This window comes from Cellulophaga sp. RHA19 (assembly GCF_002813425.1).
Classification (GTDB): domain Bacteria; phylum Bacteroidota; class Bacteroidia; order Flavobacteriales; family Flavobacteriaceae; genus Cellulophaga.
Genome location: NZ_PHUL01000001.1, coordinates 3426626 through 3450733 on the forward strand (window position 1 = coordinate 3426626; position 24108 = coordinate 3450733).

The 24108-nt window shown below is 30.0% G+C and carries 16 protein-coding genes and 3 tRNA genes; 4 read left to right on the plus strand and 15 right to left on the minus strand.

Annotated features, from left to right (window positions below; translation table 11 throughout):
* Nucleotides 1-17: 17 nt before the first annotated feature.
* The 7 genes from AX016_RS15040 to AX016_RS15070 form a co-directional block, all read right to left on the minus strand.
* Entirely contained in the window at nt 18-1376 is a 1359-nt protein-coding gene (locus AX016_RS15040) for a Gfo/Idh/MocA family protein (RefSeq protein WP_100896398.1), read from the minus strand.
* A 118-nt stretch (nt 1377-1494) separates the two neighbouring features.
* A complete protein-coding gene (locus AX016_RS15045; RefSeq protein ID WP_198519444.1) occupies nt 1495-2970 on the minus strand; it encodes a RagB/SusD family nutrient uptake outer membrane protein in 1476 nt (491 codons plus the stop codon).
* A gap of 10 nt (nt 2971-2980) precedes the next feature.
* Nucleotides 2981-6259 carry a SusC/RagA family TonB-linked outer membrane protein gene (locus AX016_RS15050; RefSeq protein WP_198519445.1) on the minus strand — a complete coding sequence of 1093 codons (3279 nt, stop codon included), beginning with the start codon at nt 6257-6259 and terminating at the stop codon, nt 2981-2983.
* A 382-nt stretch (nt 6260-6641) separates the two neighbouring features.
* On the minus strand, nt 6642-8570 hold the full coding sequence (gene nagB, locus AX016_RS15055) for a glucosamine-6-phosphate deaminase (protein WP_100896400.1): 1929 nt from the start codon (nt 8568-8570) through the stop codon (nt 6642-6644).
* 130 nt (nt 8571-8700) lie between these two features.
* Entirely contained in the window at nt 8701-10020 is a 1320-nt protein-coding gene (locus AX016_RS15060; protein ID WP_100896401.1) for a sugar MFS transporter, read from the minus strand.
* Nucleotides 10021-10171: 151 nt separating this feature from the next.
* Nucleotides 10172-11245: a phosphotransferase enzyme family protein gene (locus tag AX016_RS15065; RefSeq protein ID WP_100896402.1), complete on the minus strand. Its 1074-nt coding sequence runs from the start codon at nt 11243-11245 to the stop codon at nt 10172-10174.
* 1 nt (nt 11246) lies between these two features.
* Nucleotides 11247-12155 carry a nucleotidyltransferase family protein gene (locus AX016_RS15070; protein ID WP_100896403.1) on the minus strand — a complete coding sequence of 303 codons (909 nt, stop codon included), beginning with the start codon at nt 12153-12155 and terminating at the stop codon, nt 11247-11249.
* A 165-nt stretch (nt 12156-12320) separates the two neighbouring features.
* Here AX016_RS15070 and AX016_RS15075 point away from each other — a divergent pair, with 165 nt between their 5' ends.
* Nucleotides 12321-13358, plus strand: coding sequence for a LacI family DNA-binding transcriptional regulator (locus AX016_RS15075; RefSeq protein WP_100896404.1), 1038 nt, complete (start codon nt 12321-12323; stop codon nt 13356-13358).
* A 5-nt stretch (nt 13359-13363) separates the two neighbouring features.
* Here AX016_RS15075 and AX016_RS15080 read toward each other — a convergent pair whose 3' ends face one another.
* From AX016_RS15080 to AX016_RS15090, 3 genes are all read right to left on the minus strand, one after another.
* Nucleotides 13364-14005 (minus strand): sugar-binding protein, encoded by a 642-nt coding sequence (locus AX016_RS15080; RefSeq protein ID WP_100896405.1) that lies wholly within the window; start codon nt 14003-14005, stop codon nt 13364-13366.
* A 353-nt stretch (nt 14006-14358) separates the two neighbouring features.
* Nucleotides 14359-14433: transfer RNA gene (locus AX016_RS15085), tRNA-Pro, on the minus strand.
* A 66-nt stretch (nt 14434-14499) separates the two neighbouring features.
* Nucleotides 14500-14588, minus strand: a tRNA-Ser gene (locus AX016_RS15090).
* A gap of 385 nt (nt 14589-14973) precedes the next feature.
* Between AX016_RS15090 and AX016_RS15095 the strand changes: the two genes are divergently transcribed.
* Nucleotides 14974-15047 (plus strand) — tRNA-Arg (locus tag AX016_RS15095).
* A gap of 292 nt (nt 15048-15339) precedes the next feature.
* Nucleotides 15340-18084 (plus strand): hybrid sensor histidine kinase/response regulator transcription factor, encoded by a 2745-nt coding sequence (locus AX016_RS15100; RefSeq protein WP_100896406.1) that lies wholly within the window; start codon nt 15340-15342, stop codon nt 18082-18084.
* 419 nt (nt 18085-18503) lie between these two features.
* On the opposite strand, the gene AX016_RS15105 is transcribed toward AX016_RS15100, so the two are convergent.
* A complete protein-coding gene (locus AX016_RS15105; RefSeq protein ID WP_100896407.1) occupies nt 18504-19301 on the minus strand; it encodes a hypothetical protein in 798 nt (265 codons plus the stop codon).
* Between the two features lie 94 nt (nt 19302-19395).
* Between AX016_RS15105 and AX016_RS15110 the strand changes: the two genes are divergently transcribed.
* On the plus strand, nt 19396-19827 hold the full coding sequence (locus tag AX016_RS15110) for a hypothetical protein (RefSeq protein WP_100896408.1): 432 nt from the start codon (nt 19396-19398) through the stop codon (nt 19825-19827).
* Nucleotides 19828-20086: 259 nt separating this feature from the next.
* Here AX016_RS15110 and AX016_RS15115 read toward each other — a convergent pair whose 3' ends face one another.
* From AX016_RS15115 to AX016_RS15130, 4 genes are read right to left on the minus strand one after another with little or no spacing between them, the layout of a single operon-like run.
* Nucleotides 20087-20323, minus strand: coding sequence for a hypothetical protein (locus tag AX016_RS15115; protein ID WP_100896409.1), 237 nt, complete (start codon nt 20321-20323; stop codon nt 20087-20089).
* Nucleotides 20324-20358: 35 nt separating this feature from the next.
* A complete protein-coding gene (locus AX016_RS15120; protein WP_100896410.1) occupies nt 20359-21576 on the minus strand; it encodes a TlpA disulfide reductase family protein in 1218 nt (405 codons plus the stop codon).
* Nucleotides 21577-21587: 11 nt separating this feature from the next.
* Complete coding sequence (locus AX016_RS15125) at nt 21588-22769, minus strand: TlpA disulfide reductase family protein (protein ID WP_100896411.1); 1182 nt, start codon at nt 22767-22769, stop codon at nt 21588-21590.
* A 15-nt stretch (nt 22770-22784) separates the two neighbouring features.
* Nucleotides 22785-23984 (minus strand): TlpA disulfide reductase family protein, encoded by a 1200-nt coding sequence (locus AX016_RS15130; RefSeq protein WP_198519446.1) that lies wholly within the window; start codon nt 23982-23984, stop codon nt 22785-22787.
* Nucleotides 23985-24108 lie beyond the last annotated feature (124 nt).

A 24108-nucleotide genomic window follows, 5' to 3' on the forward strand; every position in this document is an offset into this window, starting at 1 on the left:
TAATAGTTAAAAGGGTATTAGTACGTATTTTTTATCCAGTTATATGGTTTTCTTTTAACCCAATTACCTCTTGTAAAGTCAGGGAAATCTTGAGGTTCACCATTGTTTTCTATAGATGCTTCTGACAAAGGTGTTATGGCGCTCCAGGCAGCTGCATCATAAGCATCCATTGGTGGTGCTATATTTTTTTTAGCAGCTTCTACAAAAGCATGAATTACAAAAAAGTCCATACCTCCATGTCCAGATCCATTAGCTAAATCGCCAAATTTTTTCCATAATGGGTGGTCATATTTTTTTAACCACTCATCTGCTTTATCCCATTTATGAGGCTCTGTTATTTTATCTATATGAATTCTATTACCATCTACTTCCCATAAACCATTTGCACCCTGAACTCTAAAACCTAAGGAATAAGGTCTTGGTGAATTGGTATCATGAGTAACAATTATGCTTTCTCCATTAGATGTTTCTATGGTAGATGTTATTACGTCTCCCAGTTTAAAATTTAATTTTGCATTTGGATGATGTTTTCCTCCGTTCTCTACTATGTAATTATGAAGCCCTACTGCTTTAGTAGCTGTAGATGTTAGTGTCATAAACCTGTTACCTCTATTAATATCACACATTGCAGCCACAGGTCCAATACCATGAGTAGGGTAAATATCTGCATTTCTTAATAAGGAGTGTTGTGTTCTCCATGCAGATTCTGATATTCCTTTTTCTCCAAACTCTACACCTTTACCGTAGGGTGTTTTACCATCATTAAATTTTACATGTCTTAAGTCATGCTGATAACCACATCTAAAATGTAATAGTTCTCCAAAAACGTTTTGCTTTACCATATTAAGTACAGCCATAACGTCTCTTCTGTAATTAACATTTTCTAAAATCATTAAATGTGTTCCGGTTTCTTCATGTGTATTAACAAGATCCCAACATTCTTCCATTGTGTTGGCTGCAGACACCTCTAAACCGGTATATTTACCAGCTCTCATTGTATCTTTTGCCATAAGCGTATGCCACAACCACGGAGTAGAAATAATTACAGCATCTACATTGTTTAAATCTAAAAGGTTTCTGTAATCATAATCATCTTTACCAAACGTTAAGGGCTTTTTTTGCCCTTTACTTGTAATTTTATTTACTGCAATATCAATTCTTTTAGGGTCAATATCACATATTGCAGTTATTGTAATATCGTCCCTTAACAAAAGGTTATCTAAATGGTTAGTGCCGCGTAAGCCTACGCCTATCATACCTATTTTAAGGTTATGATGTTTATTATTATTATTAATTCCAAAAGTCAATCCTGGTAAAAGAGATATTCCTGTTCCTAGAATTGTACTTTTTTTTATAAAATTTCGTCTAGAGTCCATTATATTTTCTTAATTATTCTGTGTAATTAGTTGTTGTATTAAAGTGTAATTAATTTAGATATAAGGATTGCCTATTTATCTACAAAATAAACAACCCTCACCTACTAAACTAACTGAACTAATTGTAACCTGGGTTTTGTAAAAAAGCACCTTTACCCTCACTTACCTTATCTAGAGAAAAAGGAAAGAGAGCTTTATGTGGAGCTGTTTGACTAGAAACACCATTTAAATCTATATTATAATCACTGTATTTACCGTGTCTAATTAAATCTGCTCTGTATTGGCCATTTTCACACCAATATTCATGAGACCTTTCTAATAGAATCATTTTATTAAATGTATCTATGTCTGCATAATCTGCTAATAAAATTGCATCTAAACCTGCTCTATTTCTAACCATATTAACTAAATCTATAGCCTGTTGGCTAGGAGTGTTATTTTTATTAGCCAAAGCTTCTGCCTTAGACAATAAAACATCTGCATACCTATACATTACAATATCTACCGTTGTTATTGCTGTACTTCTGGCTGCATCTTCTGAAATTTTTAATGGTATAGGTCCGTATTGCATAATAGTACCAGGGTTACTTCTATTATAGGTAACACCATCTGTACCCACATACTCTGCTATAAGATTTGTTTTTCTTATATCTTGCTCTTCAAAAGAATCATAAAATTTCCAAGAGCTTTGTATTGTTCCCCAACCTGCTCTTCCTGGATAGTTTGATGGTAACACCATTAACTGCCATTGATTTTCGCTGGTACCAGCATAATCTGCAGGTATAGCCCAAATAATTTCATTACTATCTACAGGTGCTTGCACATCAAACATGCTCAAATAATCATCCTCTAACTCATAATGGTTCATAGCCATTATTAAATTAGCCTGTTTTTCTACGTCTGCCCATCTTTTTTCATGCAAATACAGCCTAATTAATAACATACGAGCCATACCCTGACTAAATCTCCCGTATTTAGCTTCTGATGGAGGTAACAAGTCTGAAGCTGCATCTAATAAATCTTTTTCAATAAAACGCACCATTTCATCATTACTTAACCTAGCTAAAGGTTCTTCACTTAAAGGATTTTTTAATACCTCTAATGGTGCTACTACTATTGGTCCATACATGTCAAAAAGTTCATAACACAACAGTGCTCTTGCACATTTTATCTCTGCTATTCCAGATATTTTTAAATTTTCATTAACAGAAGAGTTTTGAATTCTATCAATACTCAATGTCATGCTACTTATTTTATTATAAAAATCATCATAAAAACGGGTTATGCCTCCACTATTTTGCGCAGTATAACTATGTAATGTAGCTAGTTGTTGAACTCCAAAATCACCTTGAAGAATTTCAGTAGTTGCATCTAAAACAAACATAGTACCTTTTTCAGATGTGGAATGGATACCATCAGAATAAGCTCCTCTTAAAGGGTAATAAGCTGCATAAACCAATGATTGGATATCAGCCTCTGAGGTAGGAAAAATATCAGGATTAATTTCATCATAATTTACTGACTCTAATTCTGGATTACATGCAAATGATAAAGTTAAACAAGTGCCTAATAATATTAGTTTAATTTTTTTCATAATCATTTTTTTAAAATTTTAAGTCTAGACCAACAGTAAAAGTTCTAACATTAGGGTAAGATGCTACTAAATTTGATGTATCTCCACTAACATCAGGATCATAACCATTTGTTTCTGGATCTACTCCCTTATAAGGTGTAATAACAAAAATATTTTGTCCGCCTACACGTAATGCTGCACTAGACAAATGTTTACCAAAACAATTTTTAGGAAATTGATATGATAATGAAATATTACTTAAACGTATAAACCAGGCATCTTGTAAAAAGAAATCACCAGAGTCATATAATGAATAACCAAAATTAGATCCTGGCCTTGTTGTAGATGGGTTTTCTGGTGTCCATCTATTCAATATATTTCTTAATGCATTTGCACCATTTTTTGCTACACCGTCTGTAGATACCCCGTAAGTAAAATCTGTTGCATCTATAATTTCTCTACCAAACATTGCATTAAAATGAAAGTTTAATTGAAAGTTTTTGTAAGTAATCATATTACTAAAACCTGCAATAAAATCTGGGTCTGAAGAACCAAGTAATACAATATCTGCTTCATCAATTTTTCCGTCTGCTTCTCCTGTTCTTTGAAAAATACCATTTTCATCAACAATAGGGTTTCCAGATCCGTCTCTTAAATAACCGTTTACATCTTTTAATTTTATTTGACCAGGAAATAAATCTGGTTGTGCAGTTACTACTTCACCTGCTTGCATTATTCCATCAGATAAATAACTAAACTGCGCACGTATAGGATCATCTACATTTTCATAAACTGCTGGTTTCCAATCCGGAGCCCTTTCTAGCCACCTATCATCAAAGGTTGAATAAGTGAATGTACTTTTCCAAGTAAAATTTTTAGTTTGAATATTTACTGTATTTAAAGTAAACTCTATACCTCTACTTTGGGTTTTTCCAATATTTGCCCAAACTTGATTTATCTCGTTATATGAGTTAATTGGGTTTAAACTTAAAAGGTCTGAAATTTCTTTATCAAAAAGCTCTACAGATCCAGAAACTCTATTTTTAAAGAAACCAAAGTCTAATCCTAAGTTTTTTTCTGTTGTTGTTTCCCATTTTAAGCTTGGATTTGCTAACCTTGATGCAAAAACACCAACTAGTACAGATTCATCAGGATTTAAATAAGCTGGTTTTGCAAAATATGAAGCAAATGCATTACCGCCTATATCTGCATTACCTGTTTGCCCATAACCATACCTTAATTTAAGCTGTGATACTTTACCCTTTAAACTTTTCATAAATGGTTCTTCTGCTATATTCCACCCTATTGCCATAGAAGGAAAGATTGCAAATTTGTTATTTTCTGAAAAATTACTGGAACCATCTCTACGTATTGTAGATGTTAAAATATAACGATCTTTATATATGTAATTTAACCTACCAAAATAAGATACTATTTTACTAGTAGATTTAGAGGAGCTTACATCTGGCACTCCTGCTCCTGCATTCATATTATTCCATAAAAAAGCATCTGTAATAAAATCATTATTAGCTAACGAATTTCCACTAGACTCAAAATTTTGATGAGAGTAACCAGCCAACAAGTTTAAACTATGATCTTCTAAAATATTAGCTTTATAATTTAAGGTAATGTCTAAAAGTTTATCATTTTTTTGTTCACTAGCTATAGAAGCTCTTCCGTTTTCATTTTCTCCCCATAACGTAGTTCTTGGCAAATAAGTGTTTCTTACACTTAAGCCCTGGTCTATACCTGCTTGGGTTCTTAAAGTTAAACCCTTTAATGGTTTTACTTCTAAATACACATTTGCTAATGTCCTATCTGTTCTTGCCTCATCAGATATAGTAAGTAGAGATGCTGGGTTAGGAATTATAGCATAATCTGGATTAGTTGGATAATTACCAAAACTATCTACCTCGTCTATTAACGGACTATATTGTAATGCAGACCTTATTATTCCTGAGTTTTCAAAAGCTTGCCCACCTAATTGTGTATTTTGATTATTTATTGTACTCTTTGTAAAGCTTAGACCAATACTAATTTTATCATTAAATTTTTGATTTAAATTAAAACGTAAAGAAGCTCTTTCAAACTCAGAACTTTTTAAAACTCCTTTATGCTCAAATAAATTACCAGACAAATAATATTTAGTAGACTCTGTACCTCCTTTTAATGAAATATTATGTTGTTGTATGCCGCCATCTCTAGTAACTATATCAAACCAATCTGTTCCTTTACTTGCATTATTTATTTGATCGTCTGAATAAACCCTTGTAAACGGAATACCATTTACAGGATTTGCAATAGCATCCTGTAATGTTCTGTTGCTATATGGAGCTACTCTATTTAAAAAAGCCCAATTTTCATAAACAGCTTCATTTCTTAACTGCATATACTCAGGCGCATTTAAAACATCATAATTATTTTCATAAGCTTGGTAAGAGTATGATGTGGAATAATCTACTTGCACTTTACCGGCTTTTCCTTTTTTAGTGGTAATAATCACAACTCCGTTTGCTGCCCTGGCTCCGTATATAGCTGTTGAACTTGCATCTTTTAAAACCTCTATAGACTCTATATCATTAGGATTAAATGAATTTAAAATACCTTGTGTACCACCACTATACCTGTTACCATCTCCTGGCTCTGTTAATTGAGATATTGGAAAACCATCTACAACAATTAAAGGTTCATTACTAGCATTTATTGATGCTGCCCCACGAATTCTAATATCTAAACCACCACCTGGTTGTGCACTATTTTGAATAATTTGTAACCCGGCTGCTTTTCCCTGTAGCGCATGTGCTATTGAAGGTGTAGAAGACAAGACTAAATCATCTCCTTTTACCTGAGATATAGCACCTACCAAGTCTTTTTTTCTTTGGCTACCATAACCAACAACTATTACTTCCTCTAAGCTTGTATTATTTTGTGCTAATTTTACATTAATTACAGTTTGATCTGCCACTAACACCTCTTTACTTACATATCCTAAATAGGTGAAAATTAATGTTGCTGTACCGTTCTCTGGAATATTTATTGCATAAATACCATCAAAATCTGTTTCTACCCCAATAGAAGTACCTTTAACCTGAATAGATGCACCGGGTAAAATTTCACCAGCTTCATTAGTAACTTTACCTGTTACAATGCTCTGCTGCATATGATTTTTTTCTGTCTTTAGAGCAACAGAAATTTTATTATCAAATGACTTTGCACTAATCTCTAAAATTGAGAATATTACTAATAATAGAGCCAGATTAAACTTTAAATCATAACTCTTTATGCTTGGCAGCATTTTAAGTTTTTTCATATCGAGTGGTTTTGTTATTTAGTAAATTAATGTAATTACTCTATTTCTTATCTTATTAAAACTACACTTACTATAAGATGTAATATTTTATATTTCATTAATTTATGTAGCTAATATATGTCAATTAATTTGAAAAACAAGGCAAAAACACAAAAAATGTGTTCGAACACATAAAAACTTAAAACTATAAGCAATGTAATAAAAAAATGCACATGTGTTAATATAAAAACATACAGTATAAACTTATTTTAAACTAGTATTAAACACTAAAAAAAATAATAAAAACCTTGTTAAAAATTATAGTGCATATATACAAAACAGAAAGAACAGGCTATTATATTAGAATCTTAATTATATTGACTAATAATATAAATGGTTAAAGCTAAAATTCCCATTTTACAAATGCTTCCATTGCTGCATAATAAGATAATCCCAACTGATCATAAATAGATGCAGTTTCTTTATTTCGATCTTCTGCTCGTTGCCAAAACTCTCTACTATCTGCGCCCTGAAAAACTACACCATCTTTTTGAGACTGATGTTTAAAAATACCGCGTCTTTTTTCTAATACCTGGTCTGGTCCCATTGGCACAGCCATTTCTATTTCATCTATTCCCCACTCTTGCCAAGCTCCCCTGTACAACCAAACCCAACAATTGTTCATATATGGTTCTGACTTTAATCTTTTTACTGCTTCAAAAATAGCATCTAAACATACTTTGTGTGTGCCGTGTGGATCTGCTAAATCTCCTGCTGCATAAATTTGATGTGGTTTTATTTGATCTATAAGGTCTATAGTAAACTTAATATCTACTTCTCCTAAAGGATTCTTTTCTATTGTACCTGTTTCATAAAAAGGAAGGTTCATAAAATGAATTTGGTCATCATTTAAACCTACAAAATAGCTTGTAGCTCTTGCCTCTCCTTTTCTTATTAAGCCTTTTATATAACGTACCTCTTCTATATCTACTTCACTAGCTTTTTTATTGGCTAAAAATTTAGCCGCTTTAGCAAAAATCTCTTCTGCCTTTTTGTCTTCAACAGAAAATTTCTCGTTATAATCGCACACAAAACTAGCAAAACGCAAAGCCTCATCATCTGCTACTGCTATATTACCAGAGGTTTGATATGCTACGTGTACTTCATGACCTTGTTCTACCAATCGTTTAAAAGTACCACCCATACTAATAATATCATCATCTGGGTGTGGACTAAAAATTAGTACTCGTTTTTTTTCTGGTGTGGCACGTTCTGGCCTATTACTATCATCTGCGTTAGGTTTACCACCTGGCCAACCCGTAATTGTATTCTGCAGCTTATTAAATATTTTTATATTGATGTCGTAAGCCGGACCAGAATCTGCCAACAAATCGCTCATACCATTTTCTATATAATCCGCATCTGTAAGCATTAAAATTGGCTTATTTAAATGAAGAGCCAAGCTTAATACCGATTTTTTAATCAACTTATCTGTCCACTCTACTTTTTCTACCAACCAAGGAGTATCTACTCTTGTTAGTTTAGAAGCCGCTTCTTTATCTAAAACAAATACAGCATTGTTATGTTCTTGCAAAAAAGACGCTGGTACTTTATTTGTTACTTCTCCTTCTACTGATTGGGCTATAATATTAGACTTACCCTCTCCCCAAGCCATTAGAATTACTCTTTTGGCTTCCATTATTTTTTTTACTCCTAATGTTATTGCTGTTCTTGGTGTATTACTTAAACCTCCAAAATCTTTACTTGCTGCAACTCTAGTAATATGGTCTAATGCTACTAATCTTGTTTTAGAGTTTTGCAAAGATCCAGACTCATTAAAACCTATATGACCATTACCTCCTATACCCAAAATTTGTAGATCTAAACCACCAGCTGCTTCAATTTTAGATTCATAATCACTACAGTATTTAGAGATGTTTGTTTTGGTTAAAGTACCATCAGGAATATTATAATTTTCTGGTAAAATATCTACTTGGTCTAAAAGTAGTTCTTTCATAAACCTAACGTAGCTGTGTATAGAGTCTGGCTCCATAGGGTAATACTCATCTAAATTAAATGTAACTACGTTGTTAAAACTTAGCCCCTCTTCTTTATGTAGCCTCACTAATTCTGCATATAAACCTTTGGGCGTAGAGCCTGTAGCTAAACCTAATACGCACCTTTTATTCTCTTTTTGTTTTTCTCTAATTAAATTTGCAATTTCATTTGCTACGGATTTTGATGCGTTTGTAGAGTTTTTAAAAACAACCGTATTTATATTTTCAAATCTTTTTTCAAAACCTGTAGCCTTATCAATATTACTTTTTAACATCTTCTAATTTTTTATGTTTGTTTTTATAACAATATAATTGCTGACTAATACGTAGAATTATAACCGTATTAATTTGATACTCTACATTAGTAAACACTGTATAAATAGGTAATTGGTTAAATATTTATCACTATTTACCTTTTCTCCAACTCTTAATTTTATGTCCCCAAATAGCAAAAAAGAGAATTAAAATATAGCATGGGATCAAAATCCAGTAACTACTTGTAGCTGCTATGGTAGTAGCTTCAGCTTCCTGCATTCCGGCGGTAATTAATTTGTATTTATCTGCATCTACAATTTTACCATACAACGGAGGTATTATTGCCCCTCCTGATATTGCCATAATTAACATTGCAGAACCTTTATTTGTGAATTTTCCTAAACCATTAAGTGTTAAGGGCCAAATAGCTGGCCAAACTAAGGCATTTGCAATACCTAAGGCAGCTACAAATAGTACAGACGTAAACCCAGTAGTATTTAAAATAGCTATGCTAAAAATAAGTCCTAAAAAAGCACTGATAATTAAAGCTGTTCTTTGTTTAATATATTTTGGAATTAAAAATATACCTAAAGTATAAGTAGCCACCATTGCTAGTAATGTATAGGTTGTAAAAAATTTAGCCTCTTCTCCTGTAAAACCTAAAGAAATTCCGTAAGCTATAATAGTATCTCCTGCTATAACTTCTGCGCCTACATATGCAAACAAGGCTAATACACCTAGCCACAAATGAGGAAATTGAAATATGCTAGTTTTTTCTTTCTCTCCTTGGCTAGATACTTCTGGTTTACTTACCTCTACATTGGGTAATTGCGCTTCCTTAATTAAAACTCCCAAAAAAGCTAACACTGTTGCCATTATAAGATATGGAGCAAATACACTATCTGCCATCATATCTAATGTTCGTTCTTTTTCTTCTAAAGAAACAGATTCTAGCTTTTCTTTAACTCCGTCTATACCAGATAGTAAAATAGCTCCAAAAATTAAAGAACCTAAAGCTCCTGCCACTTTATTTGCAATTCCCATAATAGCTATACGCTTTGCACCGCTTTCAATAGGACCTAGAATGGTTATATAAGGGTTTGCAGCTGTTTGCAATAATGTCATTCCCATACCCTGTATAAATATGCCTAATAAAAAAAACCAATAAGTTCTGGCTTCTGCAGCAGGTATAAATATTAAAGCTCCTACTGCCATAATAAACAAACCTAAAGACATCCCTTTTTTATATCCTATTTTTCCTAAAATATAAGAAGAAGGTAGTGCCATTATAACAAATGAAATATAGGACGCTGTAGCCACCAAATAGGATTGTGCATCTGTAAGTTCATTTATAGTTTTCATAAATGGTATTAACGCACCATTTATCCAGGTCACAAAACCAAAAATAAAAAATAACCCTGCAATTATTGCTACAGGCATTATTGTACTATGTTTCTTTTTTACCGTCATTACTTTTAGTCTTTATATTAATTTTTACTTCATTACTAAAATTATCTTTGGTTACTTGCAGATGCTATAAACATCATTTTGGGTTAGGATAGGTTAGGTCTGTTTTTGTTAACTTTAGTGTTTATAATTAGTATTCTTAGATTTAAATATTTTATATTTTCATTTTATTAAATTGCTCTGTTAAACTTTCTATTAATTTAAACTGGTTTTTACAACGATCTAAATTATGTTCTAAATAAGATGTTTTATAGTAGGTATCGTTATTTAAGTAGTCTGTTAAAAAACGAAGCCCCATTATAAAAATCATTGTTTTAGCTCCTAATGGCAGGTATTCTATTTCTAATGCAGTAAGGTCTGGTTTCATTTCTTTTAAAAAACCCTGTACGTAAGCGTCATAATAACCAATATTAAACTTTACTTTACTTAGATCTTTCTCGTCTTCTGCAGCAGTATTACAAATGGTTCTTATTGCATCACCAAAATCATAATGCACAATACCTGGCATTACAGTATCTGTATCTATTACACAAAGTCCTTTTTTATCTAAATCAAACAGTATGTTAGAAATTTTGGTATCGTTATGAGTTACTCTTAATTTTATGTCTCCAGACGCTTTTAAATTCTCAATAATATGCATCTCTTCTTTTAAATCAGAAACCAACTTTATATATTTATTTGCTTTAGACAACCTATCTTCAGATGCTTTACTTAACGCTTCATTAAACTGATTAAACCTAAAAGACATATCATGAAAATTAGGAATAACATCTATTAAATTACTAGGATTAAAATCACTAGTTAGGTTTAAAAAATCTCCCATTAATTTACCTCCTTCATAGGCAACCGTTTCACAACTCACTGTTTCATATGTAATACTGCCTTTTATATAAATCATCAAATTCCAGTAATTACCATCGTTATCTTTATGGTAATTAGCACCATTTAGTGTTTTTACAAAAGACAGTACTCTACGCTTTAATTCAATTGGAGATAAATGCTTTTTTTTATCTTTTAAATGATTACTAATTAACACTTTGTTATTTATTAAACCTGGCACATCTTTAAACACCCCACTATTAATCTGTTGTAATATGAAAAAGGAATTTTGTTTGGTTTTTATAAAGTATGTATCATTAATATGACCAGAAGCTAATTGATCAAATGAAATGATTTCATCATTATTATTAAAGTATGCATAAATAGAATTTAATTTATTCAATATCATATTACCAAAGTTTAGAAGGATAAATATTAGCGTTTATTAATTTTTGAATTTCTTGCTGAACTATTTTTTTATCTTCCTTATAAGTAACTCCAAACCATTTTGAATTTGACTTTAAAACTTTGACAGTTGTTTTTTCAGAATTTAAAATATTGTTTACAACTGTTGGTATATAAAATTCTGCCTTTAAATTATTTTTATTTTCTTCTAAAAATTTAATAAAGAGATCACTTCCAAACTCAAAACATTTTGGAGTAAAACCCCAAAAGTTCATAGAAACAATTGTTTTTCCACTTATACTAACCATATGCTCATCATCACTCTTATAAAAAATTTCATTGTCAATTTTCTCTATATGAGTTCTTTCTGTTACACTAGTTAGGCAACCGTTTTCACTTATTTTACACTCTCCTCTAGAAACATAACCGTAGTCTGACACTGTATTTTCTAAATAATACGCCATTGTATTAAAGTTATAAGACTCGCTATCTGTATTAATTAAACAATCAGCCATTTTCTCAAATGCTTTTTTACCATAAAAATCATCTGCATTTATTATTGCAAAATTTTCTTTAACAATATTTTTAAGCATCAAAAAAGCATGGCCAGTTCCCCAAGGCTTTTTACGTTCAGGGTTTATATACTTCTCAGGAACACTATCTATTTCTTGAAAAACATAAACCAACTCTACTTTATCTCTAAGCTTATTTTCTATTAGCTTTTTAAACTCATCCTCAAAGCTTTTTCTAATAATAAATACAAACTTTCCAAACCCTGCTTCTATAGCATCATAAATTGAAAAATCCATTATAGTTGCCCCATCTTGGGTAAACTTATCTAACTGTTTTAACCCTCCATAACGGCTTCCCATTCCTGCTGCTAAAATGACTAAAGTTGGCTTGGTGTTACACATATTTAATTCTTAAAATTATTATTCTAAATACTCATTCCCCTGCTAATGTATAAATGAATTTTGATAAAAAAAAGAAAAACAGGTAAAAATGTGCTCGAGCACACCAAATAAATGTTTTCGAGCACATTTTTAGATATTAGTTAAAAAGTTTTTTATCTTTGTTTTATGAGAAAACACACTATTAAAGACATTGCTAAACTTGCCGGTGTATCTAAAGGAACCGTAGATAGAGTATTACATAACCGTGGAAAAGTTTCCCAAAAAGCATTGGAAAGTGTTAACAAAGTTCTTAGTGAAATTGATTACAAGCCCAATATTATTGCTAGGAGCCTAAAAAACAATAAAATACATAAAATTTGTATTTTACTACCAGATCCAAATTTAGACTCATATTGGTTACCGTGTGTAGAAGGTATTAATGAAGCAATAACAGAGTTTAGCTCTTTTAATGTTGATATAGAAATTTTTTACTTTAACCCTACCAGCATTACTTCGTTTATAAAAACTAACGATATTTTATTAGAGACATCTCCTGATGCAGTTTTACTAGTTCCTCTTTTCTATAAAGAATCTCTTGATATTATTGACAATTATAATTCTTTAGGTATACTATCTGGTACATTTAACAATCAAATAAAATCTAGAATAATAAATAGTTTTGTTGGACAAGATCTATTTCAAAGCGGAAGAGTTGCTGCCAGCCTTATAGACTTATTTTTAAATGAAGGTTTAATTGCTATTGTACATATTGATGAAGAGTATGAAAACGCTCTACATATGCAAGAGAAAGAAAAAGGTTTTAGAAATTATTTTTCAGAATCTAAAAATCAAAACTTTGATATAAAAACATTAAAGTTAAAGTCTGACAATGTAGATGAGAGTTTTAGTGATTTTTTAAAAAACAGTCCTGATTTAAAAGGAGTTTTTGTTACTACCTCTAAATCCTATCAAATTGCCGAAATAATATCAAAAAATAAAAATACAGATGTTGCTTTTGTAGGCTATGATTTACTGGAACAAAACATTAGCTATTTACAAGATAAAACAATAAAGTTTTTAATACATCAAAATCCAAAAAAACAAGCTAACATTGGGGTTACACTGTTAGTAGAGCATTTAATTTTTGATAAAAAAATTACTGAAGAAGTTTTATTGCCTTTATATATTATTAATGGTGAAAATGTAAAAGATTACCTTAACTAAACACATTATTTGTCTAGTAAATTTAGTACACCAAAAGATGATGATGTATGAAAATTTGGATATTGGGTATTAGGATTTACCCAAGAAATCCAAGTTGACTCATAATTACAATTTTCTGTTTTACTATATTTTGCTCTAAAAATTCCAGTTTCAATTTTATAATTTTTAATTAAACCCAACTCTTCTAAAGAATTTATAGTAATAGAACCTTCTACCGTAAAATAATTGCATTTAATGTTAGACTTTACAACCAATTCATTCTTAGGCCAATTCCAATCAAATTCAAACTTCCTTTTTGCATTAGCTCTAAAGTCTAAAATTCTTGACGTAGGATCAATCTCTATACAGTAATACGGATTAAGAGAATCGTTCATTTTAAAAAACAGCTCTACCCTATCAGAATTACCTATACTTTGCACACTATCATCTTCTTTATTTATTAAAACTTGAGAATCATAAACTTTAAAGTAGAAGAATAACTTTTTTGAATCCCAAAGAGACCTAAATTCTATTCTAGAATTTGGCCTTCTGTCCCAAGCAGAAACAAAATCTGAAAGAACCTCTGCTTTACCCCATAACATATGGTCTCCCTTACCATTAATAACCAGGCTATCTTCTTTAATAAACTTAACATTATAACTCTTCATACAGTATGGTTTATTGTCACTATTTTATACTAAAAACGCAACATTATTGCTAATCTATTTAAATTTTAAAAGAAAGAAAAAGAAAAAGGATTAATTTTGTGTTCGAGCACATTTTTTTAAGTAATAATTACTAATAAGTGGATAAAAATGTATTATCAATAATATAAAAGGTATTTTTTATTTTTAAAATAATAATTGTTGCTTCAATTATTAAAAATTTAATTACACAACATACAAATACACCTAAACATTAAGTTAAATAGTAGAAAAATACTAAATAGGTAAAAATTAGGCATAAAAAAAGCCAGTAAAAAATTACTGGCTTAATTATTTTGAGTCTTTCTACTCAATTGTCGGGGTGGCAGGATTCGAACCTGCGACCTCCGCGTCCCAAACGCGGCGCGATAACCGGGCTACGCTACACCCCGATAGGTTATCAATAATTTCAATTTAGAGAAATTTTCTGTCCTCGCAATTTGCTTTGACAGCTATTGCGGAGAGACAGGGATTCGAACCCTGGGTAAGTGTTTCCACCTACGACGATTTAGCAAACCGTTCCTTTCGGCCACTCAGGCACCTCTCCAATACTCTTTAATGAACTTGCGCAGTTTTCAATTGCGAGTGCAAATATATAACGATTAAGGGTAGCTACCAAGCTATTTTAAACTTTTTTTGACTTTTTTTTAATTCTTTTTTCTAACCGCTTCATTATAAGAACATTTGTAGTAAAACTTTTTTTCACTTTATTTTAAATTTGATGCTATTACTTAAAAATGTCTCTTATTTGAGCATCTTATATATATAACTATAGTATCTATATATTAATTTTTATTCTTTAAAAAAGTTCAAGATTTGCTTCAAAATAATAAAAATAAAAAAAGTGAAAATAAATATAAATTTTACTTGCATATTAAACATAGGTTATTGTATATTTGCACCCCGAATAACAAACCATTTGTTATTTAAATGGTCGCGTAGCTCAGCTGGATAGAGCATCTGCCTTCTAAGCAGACGGTCAAAGGTTCGAATCCTTTCGCGATCACAAAAAGCCTTCAGTTTTACTGAAGGCTTTTTTGTTTTATATTAAAAAATTCTTCTATACATTTTAAGGTTACATCGCACTGTTTTTTCAAAAGAAAAAGACATAAATAGTTAATAATCATTTTTTTAGTAAAAATTATTAATATTTGTTTAAATTTAAAACATAAAAGTACTTAGTTAGTCATTTAAAATACTTTCTTTTAGCTTTTTATTTTCTTACTTTAATTATGTTTTATTAGGCTTGATTAACTAAAGAAAATATATATCTATTAGTTAATTATAAAACACATAAAATGCTACGTTTTAATTTTAGTAAGCTTGCTGTTATTTTTGCTTTAATAATATGCTACGGATGTAATAACAGCAAAGAGGATGCTAAAAAATTAACTATTGGATTTTCACAAACTGGAGTAAATGATCAGTGGAGAAAATCTATGAATGAATCTATGCAAATACAGAGTGATTTTAATTCTGATATAGATTTAAAAATACTTGACGGAAAAGATAATGTAGAAAAACAGATTGAAGATATTAAGCAGTTTATTAAAGAAAAAGTAGACGTTTTAATTATATCTCCTATAAAATCTAAACCAATTACACCATTTGTTAATAAAGCAATAGAACAAGGCATACCTGTATTAATTGTAGATAGAAAAATTGATGGTCAAAATTACACCTCATATATTGGTGGAGATAACATACAAATTGGTAAAAACGCAGCTAACTACATAGCATCTTTAAATAAGAATGATGATAAAAAAATATTAGAAATAACAGGACTAAAAGGATCTTCACCTGCTAAAGAACGTCATTTAGGTTTTAAATATGTTATAAGTGCAATAACCAATTTAAGTATTACACATACTATAGAAGGTAACTGGGAGGCCAACTCTATAAAAGAACCATTAAATACTTATTTAGATAAGAACAAAGACATTGATTATATTTTTTGTCACAACGACCGTATGGCTCTAGGTGCTTGGGAAATACTGGTTGATAAAAAACTAGATAAAAAAATAGATGTAATAGGTGTTGATGGATTAACTGGTGCAAACGGAGGTATACAGCTTGTAAAAGATAAAATATTAAAGGCTACTATATATTATCCTACTGGTGGTGATGAAGCTATAAAAACTGCAATTAAAATTATTAACGGAGAAAAAGTAGCTAAAAAAAACATATTAGAAACTATCGTTATAGATAGTAGAAATGCTGATATTATGAGTAATCAGTTTGATAAAATCATTCAGCATCAAAAAGACATTTTAAAACAACAAGAAAAAATTAAATTACAAGAAGAAACCTATACAAACCAAAGTAACGTTTTAAAAATAGTATTTGGCTTGTTTATTTTAAGCATTGTTCTTGGTATATTTAGTATCTATAGTGGTTATAATATTAAAAAGAAAAAGCAAGAGTTAGAAGCAAGTAATATTGAAATAAAAAAACAACGAAATAAAATTAAAAAAATAGCAACAGAAGCTGAGTTAAGTAATGAGGCTAAAGTTAACTTTTTTACAGGCTTATCTCATGAATTTAAAACCCCTATTACACTTATACTTTCTTCTATAGAATCTTTATCGGACAATAAAACCATACGAGATAATAATTTAACAAAAGATATAAGGTTAATTTTTAACAACTCTAAACGTTTGTTACGATTAATTAACCAACTATTAGATTTTAGAAAAGCAGAAGAACATCAGTTTAAATTAAAAGCTTCTAAAGTTAATTTATTAGAGTTTTCTGAAACAATTTATGAGGACTTTAAATATGAAGCTCAAAAAAAAGATATCAAGTTTACACTAGAAACAAACAATAAAGATTTAGAAATTTATATTGACAAAAATTTAATAGATAAGGTTTACTTTAACTTGCTCTCTAACGCTTTTAAATTTACACCAGAAAATGGAGAAATTACTATAAAAATTGAAGATCATAAGAATAAAGATTTTATAAACATATACTTTAAAGATACAGGTATAGGAATACCACGTGATGATTTAGATAAAGTATTTAAAGCTTTTTTTAGAGGTACAAACAACAACAAATCTAGTTCTGGAATTGGCTTACTACTATCTAAAGAATTTATAGAACTACATAAAGGCTCCATAGCTGTTAGCAGTAAACTAGGAACAGAATTTACTATAAAATTACACAAAGGTAGCAGCCACCTAAGCGAAGATGAAATAATTTGTGAAACTGATGTTTTAGAAACTTCTGTTATCAACTTTTTTAATGAAGATGAAGACAATGTTTTTAATGAATCTTCAATAGCAGATAGCCAAGATAATTACGTTATTTTAATTATTGAAGATAATCTAGATTTAATAAAATTTTTAAAAAGTAAATTATCTCTAAACTATGAAGTTCATTTATCTAACGGAATAGATGCAATTGAAAAAGCATTAGATATTATACCAGATATAATTATTTGTGATGTTAATTTGCCAGATAAAGATGGGTTTACTATTTGTGAAGTTTTAAAAAATGATTTACGTACCTCTCACATACCTACAATAATACTAACCGCATTAGAATCTAAAGATTCTTATATAAAAGGACTAGAATCTGGTGCAGATTTGTACCTTACTAAACCATTTAGTTTCTCTGTTTTATCTCAATCTATAAAGACAACAATATATAATAGAGAAAAATTAAGATATTACTTTATTAATAATATTCATAAAATTAACTCTCAAGAAAACTTTGGCTCTACAGAACAAGATTTTATAATACAAATTAATAATTTAATAGAGGATAATATAGACAACTCTAATTTTTCTGTAGAGACAATGGCAGAAAATTTAAACATATCAAGGGTTCAGCTTTACAGAAAACTAAAGGCTATATTAGGTGTAAATGTTAGTGACTATATTTTAAATACAAGACTAGACAAAGCAAAAAAACTACTTAAAGAGTCTTCTTTATCTATTTCGGAAATTGCCTATGCAACTGGCTTCTCTTCTCCTAATTACTTTTCTACAAGCTTTAAAAGTAAATTTGATACATCTCCAAAACAATACAGAGACACTTAATTATTTAAAAATTTAGGTTTAACAGGACTTGGACTTTAATTAATTAATAATTGAAACGATAAATGTATGTATCAATTTTATACAAAAGCTGTATCAATTTTAAACACTCATCTACACAAACCACAAAACAAACACTTAAACAACTAATTTTAAATTAGTTAGACACTCATTACATTATCAAACTTAATTGATTCAAATAAGAAAGTGTTTCTTAAAATTGAAGCGTAACTTGCACTTCACTTTAAAAACTAATAATAAAGATAAATACGCTTAAATAGTGTAGGCTGGCATAAATATTGATTTCTTTTTAAAGAAAATAAATTAAGTCATAATATCTTTTTAACGATATAAAAATAAACTACTGTTCCCCAAACAGGAAGCCTTACTAATATATATTAGCAAGGCTTTTTAGGTTAAAATTATTTTTTTAGATATTCTCTTAATTTTATAAAAGGTGCTGTTTTACGGTTTTTAAAAGCGTGTATAAAACTACTTATTATTAAAATACCTGCAGCAGCATAGGCAATATAAACTAACTGCTCCTCTACTCCTTTATTAGCAATTGCAATTGCAATTAAAGCCCAAGCGCCAACAAGGGCAAACTCTCGCATATTACGTGTCCATGTTACAATTAAGTTAATTATCACTGCTATTACAATCATTATAATAGTCCATACAAAAGGTGCTATACCAAAACCACCCCAATTAGTTTTTACTAAGTATGCAGATACATTTGCAATACTAGCAACAGTTACCCAGCCAGCATACAATACAAAAGGCCACCATAAAAATGCAATTACAGTAATTGGCGCATCCCACAACTCCATTTTATTATTTAATATGATTTTTAAAATTGAAAAAAGTAATATAAAAATAAATACACAAGACAATGCCGTGTAACCATATATCCAACTAACAATCCAAAAACAATTGGCTAAACAAGAAATTACAAACCACCATCCTATTTTTAATACAAAGTCATTATCTCTAACCCTTACAACTAGGCTCCTGCCTTGATATAGTATAAAAACAAACAACAAAAGATAAATAACCCCCCATATAGAAAAAGCATAACCAGCAGGTGTAAATAAGGTTTTTAAACCTCCAGACACCTCTCCTATAGTTGTACCATTCATTTTACCTGTATTAGACAAGTAATTTACTATTAACGTAGAAATAAATGCAATACCGTTAGCTATTTGTAAACTTTTCTTCATCTTTTTTCTTTTTCTATAAGTTACAAAAGTAATACTGCAAAACCAATTCTGTTTTGCTAGTTTTGTAAGTATGTAAAGTAACTATAAAATACAAATGAGCAAGAAAAAACCAATTTCAAAAATAATATATGTCTTTGCTGCGCTACTTTCAATTTGGGCAACAATTCTTATTTTTCAAAGATTATTTTTAAATGATATGGATTATTACAACCCATATAACAACGAGCTTGTTTTTCCTCTTTTTATATGTCTATTTTACATTAGCTTATGTATGTGGCTTATTCCTAAAATGAAAAATAAAATTTTTAGAAATTTCATTTTTATAATTAGTCCACTATTATTAATATCATATGCGTTTTTTGACATTGCAGATAGCAATAAAATAGAATTTGGCACTACTTGGACAGCATCAGAAGTTTTTATAGAGTTAGTATATAGTAAAACCTATTTTATACCTTTATTATTAATTGGTATGTCTTTAAACTTTATAGTAAATCTATGGTATTACAATAGTAAAGCTAAATAAATTAACTGTAGAGAGTATAAGTGTTTTTTAGTAACAGGCTTTGTATTTTACAAAATATTGCTTGAGTAGATAAAATATTTGGTGATAATATTAGACGTAAAGATGGAAATTCTGACCTTATAATCAAGCCCCAAGCGTCAAAAAATGACTGGTTTGGTGCTAAAAAAATTGAAGCTAAGCTTTACTTACAAAACATAAAGTTCTAATAAAATAAAATTTTATAATAAAAAAAAGCCACCGTAATGGTGGCTTTCATATTTTAGATAATTATAAACTTATAACCATCTCCTTCAGAGAAGTAAAGATTTTTATGGTTCTTCTTAAACCAATTTCCCCATTCCTTATCTGTTTTAAAGGTTTGCTTAGTATATCTTAATAACAAGCGGTACGCCATTTCTTTATCTCTTCCAATTTTTAACATAGATACAGCCTTCTCTAACAATTTAATATCATTATTTGCTATACCAAGAGACTTAGCATCTTCGTCTAAAATCATTTTATACCAACCATACTTTTCAGGATAAAAATAGTCTAAGTTTTCTTTATAATAGTTTTCATTAACTCTTTTAATTTATTGTCTAACTCTTCCTTAGTTGGGTTTCTTAAAATAATTTTTCTGTTGCTATCTATTAATAAGGTGGTTGGCAAATGTGGTACCCCATAAGATTTTGCTACAGCTCCGTACGCATGATTTTCACTAGGGTCATAAACGTGACTCCAAGGTGTTTGATCTTCTATTATTGCTTTCTCCCATTTTTCTTTTTCATCTGCTGTACCAACACCAACAATTGTAAAGCCTTTTTCTTTATATTGTTTTCTTAGTTCTTTTAAATGAGGAAAAGATGCTCTGCATGGCACGCACCAACTAGCCCAAAAATCTACTAAAATATATTTGCCCTCTACCTTAGACAGGGTTAACTCTTCTCCTTTATTGGTATTTAAAGTAAAGTCTGGAGCTGTATTACCTACACCAATATTTTCAAAATTATCTTTATATATTTTTGTAATAAAACCTTTAAAAAAAGCCGTTTTACGAGCGTCACCTTTAAAAATGTTGTAAAATTCTTTTAACTCGTCTCTCGTCATTCTACCTTCTGTATACTGTACTCCCAAAACATATGGAGCCAAAGTAGAGCTAGGGTTTTCTCTAACGTAATTGTATTTTAAAGCAACACGTTCATCATTTCTTTGTAACATTAAAGGTCTAAGTTCTTCCTGTAATACCATTGCTTTATTAAGATCTTCTTTACTTTTAGTTTCTTTGGCTTTTGCGTATAATTCTCTAATTTTTTCTAATGGCTTATATTTTTCGTTATTAAATAAACTTTCTTGTAATTTCTTTATTTTCTCATACTCATCATTAGACTTAGAACCTTTAACATCTAATGTAAATCTAATATCTCTCCCTGTTATATTAGATACGTCTCCACTTACAGTTATATCACTGTTTTCTATGAAAAAAGAACTAACATATTTATCTACCATAAGGGTGACTTGATCCGGAAACTCTACTTTACCAGAAAACTGAAACTTACCATCTTTAATTATTGTACTATCTAAAACTACAGCTTCATTAAAGTTTAAAGAGCTACTACTTAATAGCTTTGCATAAGTATTATTTGCTCCCTTTATTATTCCGTTTATAGTGTAACCTTCAAATTTTGGTTGTTCTTTTTGCTTTTCTTTACAAGAATAAAAAGCGGTAGTTACACTTATAAATACTACTAATACTTTTAATATTGATCTCATATTATCATATTTTATTTTAATAACTCTTCTAACATTTCAAATGCTTCTTCTCCACCGCCAACAAAGCGTTTAACAATGTTACCTCGTCTGTCTATAATAAACTTTGTTGGAAAACCTTGTACATTAAACCTATTTACAAAATTGTCTGTTGTGTTAGCTTTATCACTTAATAACTGCTGCCAACCATACCCATTCTTGGTTACAAAAGCCGCAATTTTTTCTTTTGTATCACCAGAGTTAATTCCTAATACAACTAAATTATCTTTATGTTTTTCCTGAAACTCTTTTACCTGAGGCATTTCTGCTACACAAGGTCCACACCATAACCCCCAAAAATCTATTAATATATACTTCCCTTTTAATGAGTTAATATTAAACTCTTTACCCTCTAGGGTTGCTGTTGTTTTTATAGATGGTACTGGTGAGCCATCTGCAGTAGCTTTTATTCCGTTTATACGTAATTCTACGGCTTTATAATCTGGATACTCAGCCAAGTCTCTAGATAAAGAAGCAAATAACTCCTCTGCCTCTTCATTAGTAACTTGTGTACGCAGAATTAAATCATTTAAATACCAAGCTGAGGCTACAGAATTTGGATTACTTTTAATATGATTTGTTAAAGCTTTAATAGATTTGGCATAAATTGCTTCTGCTTGTTTATTGTTTGCTTTTATTTGCACAGAATCTGTCTCATAAGTATTTTTTACCGCTAAGTTTCCCATTTGGTTATACATTGGGTACATTAACTTATTTGCTTTAGCTAAACTGTTGTTAAATTTATCGCCGCTTGGGTAAGCATTCATAAAATCTGTTGCCTCTCCTTTTACTGTAACATTTGCTCCAGGAAAAGCGTAAAAATTTAGATAAGCGCTTTTTACAGGAAACATTCCCTTACCTCCTTTTGGTTTTTTAAAAAGTTCTCCATCAGGACCATTAAAACCAGGGTATACCCGTATCTGAGACATATTTGAAATAGTACTAGAAAAACTAAATTTTCCGTCTGTTACAATTATAGAGTCTGGTAAAGTTTCTCTTGTATACTTTTTATCTGGATGTCTAAAATACAAGTTACCTTTTAACCCTTTTATTTCTCCTTTAAGTGTAAAAGTATCTTTTGTATCTTGGGCATTAACACTACCTAATAAAGCTAAACTAGCTGTAAAGGATAAAACAATGTTCTTTATCAATTTCATATTATAATTATTTTATTACTTAAAAAGCTCTTTTAGTTTAGCATCTAACTCTTCTTTAGATGGGTTTCTTAATACAATTGTTCTATCACGATCTATTAATAGTGTTGTAGGTAAATGAGGAACACCATAAGATTGCGCTACTGGACCGTAAGCATGGTTTTCACTTACATCATAAACATGATTCCAAGGCGTTTTATCTTCTTCAATTGCTTTCTTCCATTTTTCTTTTTCATCTGCTGTACCTACACCAACAATTGTAAATCCTTTTTCTTTATACTGTTTTCTTAGTTCTTTTAAATGAGGAAAAGATGCTCTACATGGCACGCACCAACTAGCCCAAAAATCTACTAAAATGTACTTACCTTTTACGTTTGATAAAGTTAATTCTTCACCCTGCACTGTTTGCAAAGTAAAATCTGGCGCAGTATTACCTATTCCTAGATTCTCAAAATTATCTTTATATATTTTTGTTATAAATGTTTTAAAAAAGGTTGCTTCACGTGCATCTCCGGTAAAAATTTCATAATATTCTTTTAATTCTTTTCTAGACATTCTGCCCTCTGTATACTGCACTCCAAGAACATAAGGTGCAATTGCTGAACTTGGATTTGCTTTTACAAAATCATATTTAATATTCTTATATCTTGCTCTTCTTTCTTCTGCTAAGCTTTGTAAACTCTCCTGTTTTTTTACAGCTTCATTTAATAATTCTTCATTACCCTCTTTTTTAGCTTTTGCATACATTTGCCTAACCTCTGTAAAAACATCATATTTTGGATCTTTAAAAATTGCTGATGCTTTTTCTTCAATTTCTTTATACTTATCTTGTCCCTTAGATCCTTTTACGTCCAAGGCAAACATATTCTCCCTGTCTTTTAAAGTCTCTACATCTGTTGCAATTTCTATAACACTATTCTCTAAATAAAAATTTGACTTATACTCTCCTAATACTAATGTAACCATATCAGGATTAGCTATCTTACCTTCAAATTTAAATTTACCGTCTACAACAGCTACACTGTCTATGACATTGATTTTATTTTGATTAAAAATTTGGTAATCTGTAATTTTAGCATAAGAATTATCTAACCCATTTACCGTTCCTGTAATAACATAACCATCTTCTTTTAGTTGATTCTTTTCTTTGTTTTTACAAGAGGTAAAAGCAAGAGCTACAATAGCAATTGTTATATATATTGTTTTTATGATTTTCATTTTTTTGATCATTTAATTTTTATACGATAATGATTTTATCTATTATCTATTTTTTTGACTGAAACAGAAGGTTTGTTTTACAAGAACTCCCTTAAAACAGATGCCAACTTTAATAATAAATTAT

Bases quoted from the DNA above. Each gene is read 5' to 3' on its own strand.
- AX016_RS15115 (WP_100896409.1), bottom strand. From the start codon at position 20,323: ATGATTTTAGACGAAGATGCTAAGTCTCTTGGTATAGCAAATAATGAT.
- nagB (WP_100896400.1), bottom strand. From the start codon at position 8,570: ATGTTAAAAAGTAATATTGATAAGGCTACAGGTTTTGAAAAAAGATTT.
- AX016_RS15070 (WP_100896403.1), bottom strand. From the start codon at position 12,155: ATGTGTAACACCAAGCCAACTTTAGTCATTTTAGCAGCAGGAATGGGA.
- AX016_RS15125 (WP_100896411.1), bottom strand. From the start codon at position 22,769: ATGAAATTGATAAAGAACATTGTTTTATCCTTTACAGCTAGTTTAGCT.
- AX016_RS15065 (WP_100896402.1), bottom strand. From the start codon at position 11,245: ATGATATTGAATAAATTAAATTCTATTTATGCATACTTTAATAATAAT.
- AX016_RS15120 (WP_100896410.1), bottom strand. From the start codon at position 21,576: ATGAGATCAATATTAAAAGTATTAGTAGTATTTATAAGTGTAACTACC.
- AX016_RS15110 (WP_100896408.1), top strand. From the start codon at position 19,396: ATGAGCAAGAAAAAACCAATTTCAAAAATAATATATGTCTTTGCTGCG.
- AX016_RS15040 (WP_100896398.1), bottom strand. From the start codon at position 1,376: ATGGACTCTAGACGAAATTTTATAAAAAAAAGTACAATTCTAGGAACA.
- AX016_RS15100 (WP_100896406.1), top strand. From the start codon at position 15,340: ATGCTACGTTTTAATTTTAGTAAGCTTGCTGTTATTTTTGCTTTAATA.
- AX016_RS15050 (WP_198519445.1), bottom strand. From the start codon at position 6,259: ATGAAAAAACTTAAAATGCTGCCAAGCATAAAGAGTTATGATTTAAAG.
- AX016_RS15075 (WP_100896404.1), top strand. From the start codon at position 12,321: ATGAGAAAACACACTATTAAAGACATTGCTAAACTTGCCGGTGTATCT.
- AX016_RS15060 (WP_100896401.1), bottom strand. From the start codon at position 10,020: ATGACGGTAAAAAAGAAACATAGTACAATAATGCCTGTAGCAATAATT.
- AX016_RS15130 (WP_198519446.1), bottom strand. From the start codon at position 23,984: ATGAAAATCATAAAAACAATATATATAACAATTGCTATTGTAGCTCTT.
- AX016_RS15105 (WP_100896407.1), bottom strand. From the start codon at position 19,301: ATGAAGAAAAGTTTACAAATAGCTAACGGTATTGCATTTATTTCTACG.
- AX016_RS15080 (WP_100896405.1), bottom strand. From the start codon at position 14,005: ATGAAGAGTTATAATGTTAAGTTTATTAAAGAAGATAGCCTGGTTATT.
- AX016_RS15045 (WP_198519444.1), bottom strand. From the start codon at position 2,970: ATGAAAAAAATTAAACTAATATTATTAGGCACTTGTTTAACTTTATCA.